The 6,764-nt window shown below is 53.5% G+C and carries 1 protein-coding gene, 4 tRNA genes and 3 rRNA genes; 1 reads left to right on the forward strand and 7 read right to left on the reverse strand.

The window, feature by feature from the left end:
- Positions 1-182 precede the first annotated feature (182 nt).
- From ACFTS5_RS34090 to ACFTS5_RS34120, 7 genes are all read right to left on the reverse strand, one after another.
- Positions 183-258: transfer RNA gene (locus ACFTS5_RS34090), tRNA-Trp, on the reverse strand.
- Between the two features lie 8 nt (positions 259-266).
- Positions 267-343, reverse strand: a tRNA-Asp gene (locus ACFTS5_RS34095).
- Positions 344-442: 99 nt separating this feature from the next.
- Positions 443-558: ribosomal RNA gene (rrf, locus tag ACFTS5_RS34100) — 5S ribosomal RNA — on the reverse strand.
- Between the two features lie 198 nt (positions 559-756).
- Positions 757-3,662: ribosomal RNA gene (locus ACFTS5_RS34105) — 23S ribosomal RNA — on the reverse strand.
- A gap of 210 nt (positions 3,663-3,872) precedes the next feature.
- Positions 3,873-3,948: transfer RNA gene (locus tag ACFTS5_RS34110), tRNA-Ala, on the reverse strand.
- A 142-nt stretch (positions 3,949-4,090) separates the two neighbouring features.
- A tRNA-Ile gene (locus tag ACFTS5_RS34115) sits at positions 4,091-4,167 on the reverse strand.
- A gap of 73 nt (positions 4,168-4,240) precedes the next feature.
- A 16S ribosomal RNA gene (locus ACFTS5_RS34120) occupies positions 4,241-5,780 on the reverse strand.
- Together the 16S, 23S and 5S rRNA genes with 4 tRNA genes alongside form the textbook arrangement of a ribosomal RNA operon.
- 491 nt (positions 5,781-6,271) lie before the next feature.
- Between ACFTS5_RS34120 and ACFTS5_RS34125 the strand changes: the two genes are divergently transcribed.
- Positions 6,272-6,764, forward strand: a 493-nt coding sequence (locus ACFTS5_RS34125) for a gamma carbonic anhydrase family protein (protein WP_378639473.1), incomplete at its 3' end; no start/stop codon positions are given.

A 6,764-nucleotide genomic window follows, 5' to 3' on the forward strand; every position in this document is an offset into this window, starting at 1 on the left:
GCGATCAGCAAGCGCATATACGTCAGCTGCTGAAGTTTCCGGTTCTGGTGAGGCAAAACAGCTGAATTAACAGCAGAAAGGGTGATAAATACGCGTCAAAAGCCAGTACGTTTTAGCTGGTTTTTTGTTTTTGGCTTTTTACAGGCAAAAAAAATCCTTTGCCGAAGCAAAGGATCGTTTTCTGGCAGGGGCGGAGGGACTCGAACCCCCAACACCCGGTTTTGGAGACCGGTGCTCTACCAATTGAACTACGCCCCTAAATAGGGTGGCGGAACGGACGGGACTCGAACCCGCGACCTCCTGCGTGACAGGCAGGTATTCTAACCAACTGAACTACCGCTCCACCGATTCTGTACTGAGGTCCGCTGTTGCGGGCCTCAGGTGTTTCGCCCGCTCCGCGTCACCGGAGTGGTCACGACCAGCGTGCTGGTCTTAATTTGATGCCTGGCAGTTCCCTACTCTCGCATGGGGAGACCCCACACTACCATCGGCGCTACGGCGTTTCACTTCTGAGTTCGGCATGGGGTCAGGTGGGACCACCGCGCTACAGCCGCCAGGCAAATCTTGGTGCACGAAACGAATCTTTTACGCCGTGACCGCGTTGCCATCGCTCGGCCACACCGGTCACATACTTCAGTATGCTCCCGCTGACGTCCTCGCTCTGCGCCTTGTCACGCCGCAAAATCTTTCGTTTCCGCTAATTTTTATCCGGTACAGGCTGAAAATTGTGTCTCTCAAAAACGCCTCTGGCGTTGTAAGGTTAAGCCTCACGGGTCATTAGTACCGGTTAGCTCAACGCATCGCTGCGCTTACACATCCGGCCTATCAACGTCGTCGTCTTCAACGTCCCTTCAGGACTCTCAAGGGGTCAGGGAGAACTCATCTCGGGGCAAGTTTCGTGCTTAGATGCTTTCAGCACTTATCTTTTCCGCACTTAGCTACCGGGCAATGCCATTGGCATGACAACCCGAACACCAGTGGTGCGTTCACTCCGGTCCTCTCGTACTAGGAGCAACCCCCCTCAATTCTCCAGCGCCCACGGCAGATAGGGACCGAACTGTCTCACGACGTTCTAAACCCAGCTCGCGTACCACTTTAAACGGCGAACAGCCGTACCCTTGGGACCTACTTCAGCCCCAGGATGTGATGAGCCGACATCGAGGTGCCAAACACCGCCGTCGATATGAACTCTTGGGCGGTATCAGCCTGTTATCCCCGGAGTACCTTTTATCCGTTGAGCGATGGCCCTTCCATTCAGAACCACCGGATCACTATGACCTGCTTTCGCACCTGCTCGAGCCGTCACTCTCGCAGTCAAGCCAGCTTATGCCATTGCACTAACCTCACGATGTCCGACCGTGATTAGCTGACCTTCGTGCTCCTCCGTTACGCTTTAGGAGGAGACCGCCCCAGTCAAACTACCCACCAGACACTGTCCGCACCCCGGATAACGGGGCCACGTTAGAACATCAAACATTAAAGGGTGGTATTTCAAGGTTGGCTCCACGCGGACTGGCGTCCGCGCTTCAAAGCCTCCCACCTATCCTACACATCAAGGCTCAATGTTCAGTGTCAAGCTGTAGTAAAGGTTCACGGGGTCTTTCCGTCTTGCCGCGGGTACACTGCATCTTCACAGCGAGTTCAATTTCACTGAGTCTCGGGTGGAGACAGCCTGGCCATCATTACGCCATTCGTGCAGGTCGGAACTTACCCGACAAGGAATTTCGCTACCTTAGGACCGTTATAGTTACGGCCGCCGTTTACCGGGGCTTCGATCAAGAGCTTCTCCTTACGGATAACCCCATCAATTAACCTTCCGGCACCGGGCAGGCGTCACACCGTATACGTCCACTTTCGTGTTTGCACAGTGCTGTGTTTTTAATAAACAGTTGCAGCCAGCTGGTATCTTCGACTGGCTTCGGCTCGGGGAGCAAGTCCCTCCACCTACGCGCCAGCGTGCCTTCTCCCGAAGTTACGGCACCATTTTGCCTAGTTCCTTCACCCGAGTTCTCTCAAGCGCCTTGGTATTCTCTACCTGACCACCTGTGTCGGTTTGGGGTACGATTTTGTGTTACCTGATGCTTAGAGGCTTTTCCTGGAAGCAGGGCATTTATCACTTCAGCACCGTAGTGCCTCGTCGTCACGCCTCAGTGTAAAGTGAACCGGATTTGCCTGGAACACACACCTACACGCTTAAACCGGGACAACCGTCGCCCGGCTGATATAGCCTTCTCCGTCCCCCCTTCGCAGTAACACCAAGTACAGGAATATTAACCTGTTTCCCATCGACTACGCCTTTCGGCCTCGCCTTAGGGGTCGACTCACCCTGCTCCGATTAACGTTGAACAGGAACCCTTGGTCTTCCGGCGAGCGGGCTTTTCACCCGCTTTATCGTTACTTATGTCAGCATTCGCACTTCTGATACCTCCAGCATGCCTCACAGCACACCTTCGACGGCTTACAGAACGCTCCCCTACCCAACAACACATAGTGTCGCTGCCGCAGCTTCGGTGCATGGTTTAGCCCCGTTACATCTTCCGCGCAGGCCGACTCGACCAGTGAGCTATTACGCTTTCTTTAAATGATGGCTGCTTCTAAGCCAACATCCTGGCTGTCTGTGCCTTCCCACATCGTTTCCCACTTAACCATGACTTTGGGACCTTAGCTGGCGGTCTGGGTTGTTTCCCTCTTCACGACGGACGTTAGCACCCGCCGTGTGTCTCCCGTGATAACATTCTTCGGTATTCGCAGTTTGCATCGGGTTGGTAAGCCGGGATGGCCCCCTAGCCGAAACAGTGCTCTACCCCCGAAGATGAGTTCACGAGGCGCTACCTAAATAGCTTTCGGGGAGAACCAGCTATCTCCCGGTTTGATTGGCCTTTCACCCCCAGCCACAGGTCATCCGCTAATTTTTCAACATTAGTCGGTTCGGTCCTCCAGTTAGTGTTACCCAACCTTCAACCTGCCCATGGCTAGATCACCGGGTTTCGGGTCTATACCCTGCAACTTAACGCCCAGTTAAGACTCGGTTTCCCTGCGGCTCCCCTATACGGTTAACCTTGCTACAGAATATAAGTCGCTGACCCATTATACAAAAGGTACGCAGTCACCCCCATAAAGAAGGCTCCCACTGCTTGTACGTACACGGTTTCAGGTTCTGTTTCACTCCCCTCGCCGGGGTTCTTTTCGCCTTTCCCTCACGGTACTGGTTCACTATCGGTCAGTCAGGAGTATTTAGCCTTGGAGGATGGTCCCCCCATATTCAGACAGGATACCACGTGTCCCGCCTTACTCATCGAGCTCACAGCATGTGTGTTTTTGTGTACGGGAGTATCACCCTGTACCCTGCGACTTTCCAGACGCTTCCACTAACACACAAGCTGATTCAGGCTCTGGGCTGCTCCCCGTTCGCTCGCCGCTACTGGGGGAATCTCGGTTGATTTCTTTTCCTCGGGGTACTTAGATGTTTCAGTTCCCCCGGTTCGCCTTGCAGCACTATGTATTCATGCTGCAATGATGCACTGAGTGCACCGGGTTTCCCCATTCGGACATCGACGGCTGTAGCGGTTCATATCACCTTACCGTCGCTTTACGCAGATTAGCACGTCCTTCATCGCCTCTGACTGCCAGGGCATCCACCGTGTACGCTTAGTCGCTTAACCTCACAACCCACAGGCGTTTTTCAGCGCTGCGTGTTGCAAGCATTTGAGAGACTCGAACGCATCGCCTTGCCATTCCTTATTACGGAGGAATGACGCGCTGCGTCGTTTCAATTTTCAGCTTGTTCCGGATTGTTAAAGAGCATAATACTTCGCAGCACACCGTTGCCGGTACGCTCTGAAGTATTTTTCAGAAAAAACAGTTAAACGGTATGGTGGAGCTAAGCGGGATCGAACCGCTGACCTCCTGCGTGCAAGGCAGGCGCTCTCCCAGCTGAGCTATAGCCCCATACAGTTACTGCAGAGACCACTACTACCACTCAACCGAGTACATTCCGTAAGAAATGCAATTCGTGCTCAGGCAAGGCATGTTTTCGCGCAGCATAGTGAACTATGCGAGCCGGAAACATAACGCAGCATGAGTACGAATTTGGTAGGCCTGAGTGGACTTGAACCACCGACCTCACCCTTATCAGGGGTGCGCTCTAACCACCTGAGCTACAAGCCTGTAGAGGTTTTTTCTGCTCGTTACTTTTTATCAGACAATCTGTGTGGACACTGCGCCGGAAGGTATCTTCAGGTAAGGAGGTGATCCAACCGCAGGTTCCCCTACGGTTACCTTGTTACGACTTCACCCCAGTCATGAATCACAAAGTGGTAAGCGCCCTCCCGAAGGTTAAGCTACCTACTTCTTTTGCAACCCACTCCCATGGTGTGACGGGCGGTGTGTACAAGGCCCGGGAACGTATTCACCGTGGCATTCTGATCCACGATTACTAGCGATTCCGACTTCACGGAGTCGAGTTGCAGACTCCGATCCGGACTACGACGCACTTTGTGAGGTCCGCTTGCTCTCGCGAGGTCGCTTCTCTTTGTATGCGCCATTGTAGCACGTGTGTAGCCCTACTCGTAAGGGCCATGATGACTTGACGTCATCCCCACCTTCCTCCGGTTTATCACCGGCAGTCTCCTTTGAGTTCCCGACCGAATCGCTGGCAACAAAGGATAAGGGTTGCGCTCGTTGCGGGACTTAACCCAACATTTCACAACACGAGCTGACGACAGCCATGCAGCACCTGTCTCAGCGTTCCCGAAGGCACCAAGGCATCTCTGCCAAGTTCGCTGGATGTCAAGAGTAGGTAAGGTTCTTCGCGTTGCATCGAATTAAACCACATGCTCCACCGCTTGTGCGGGCCCCCGTCAATTCATTTGAGTTTTAACCTTGCGGCCGTACTCCCCAGGCGGTCGACTTAACGCGTTAGCTCCGGAAGCCACTCCTCAAGGGAACAACCTCCAAGTCGACATCGTTTACGGCGTGGACTACCAGGGTATCTAATCCTGTTTGCTCCCCACGCTTTCGCACCTGAGCGTCAGTCTTCGTCCAGGGGGCCGCCTTCGCCACCGGTATTCCTCCAGATCTCTACGCATTTCACCGCTACACCTGGAATTCTACCCCCCTCTACGAGACTCAAGCCTGCCAGTTTCAAATGCAGTTCCCAGGTTAAGCCCGGGGATTTCACATCTGACTTAACAGACCGCCTGCGTGCGCTTTACGCCCAGTAATTCCGATTAACGCTTGCACCCTCCGTATTACCGCGGCTGCTGGCACGGAGTTAGCCGGTGCTTCTTCTGCGGGTAACGTCAATCGACGCGGTTATTAACCACATCGCCTTCCTCCCCGCTGAAAGTACTTTACAACCCGAAGGCCTTCTTCATACACGCGGCATGGCTGCATCAGGCTTGCGCCCATTGTGCAATATTCCCCACTGCTGCCTCCCGTAGGAGTCTGGACCGTGTCTCAGTTCCAGTGTGGCTGGTCATCCTCTCAGACCAGCTAGGGATCGTCGCCTAGGTGGGCCATTACCCCGCCTACTAGCTAATCCCATCTGGGTTCATCCGATAGTGAGAGGCCCGAAGGTCCCCCTCTTTGGTCTTGCGACGTTATGCGGTATTAGCCACCGTTTCCAGTGGTTATCCCCCTCTATCGGGCAGATCCCCAGACATTACTCACCCGTCCGCCACTCGTCACCCAAGAGCAAGCTCTCTGTGCTACCGTCCGACTTGCATGTGTTAGGCCTGCCGCCAGCGTTCAATCTGAGCCATGATCAAACTCTTCAATTTAAGTTTGATTTGCTTAAACAAGTTAAGCGGTGCTCATCTGTAAAACGTCATAATGAATTTCATTATGTGTTCACTCGTGAGACTTGATATTTTTTACGTCCGGAGACGCTGATATCAATCCTGCGAGTGCCCACACAGATTGTCTGATAAATTGTTAAAGAGCAGTGCGAGCAGCGGGTTAACCGTCTGTCGCGAGGTGGCGTATATTACGCTTTCCTCCCTCAGAGTCAACCTCTTTTTCAGAAGCTTTTCTCCGGCGGCGCAGTCTCCTGTGCCTCTCAACCCGGCGGCCGGTAAGCCGGTGTTCCGTGTCGATGGAGGCGCATTATAGGGATCCCGCTTCATAGCACAACCCTTTTTTTGGATCTTTTTTCTGAGTGGTTATAAATAATCCAGATTGGTGAGATCGCCAGCGATCCAAGCCAGAATAGGCTTGTCAGCTGCCTGAAATCGCATCAGGCTGCAATGAATTCAGCATAAAGGAGAACATGATGACTTCCCCCCTTCGCCCGTATAAACATCTCTTCCCGCAAACCGGCCAGCGCGTTATGGTCGATCCAAGTAGTGTCGTCGTCGGTGACGTCATTATGGAAGATGATGTCAGTATCTGGCCGCTGGTCGCGATTCGCGGCGACGTGAACCAGGTTCGCATTGGTGCCCGTAGCAATATTCAGGATGGCAGCGTACTGCACGTTACCCATAAGTCGGCGTCCAACCCGCAAGGCTTTCCGCTTATTATTGGCCAGGAAGTCACGGTAGGACATAAAGCGATGCTGCACGGCTGCACCATTGGCGATCGTGTACTGATCGGCATGGGGTCAATCCTGCTGGATGGTGTAATAGTAGAAGAAGAGGTGATGATTGGTGCCGGAAGTCTGGTGCCGCCGGGTAAACGACTGGAGAGCGGCTATCTATACCTCGGCAGTCCGGTCAGGCAAGTCCGCCCGCTCAATGAGCAGGAAAAAGAAGGGTTACGCTACTCGG

Origin of the sequence: Nocardia sp. NPDC056952, from assembly GCF_042674185.1 — a bacterium.
Taxonomy (GTDB): Bacteria; Actinomycetota; Actinomycetes; order Mycobacteriales; family Mycobacteriaceae; genus Nocardia.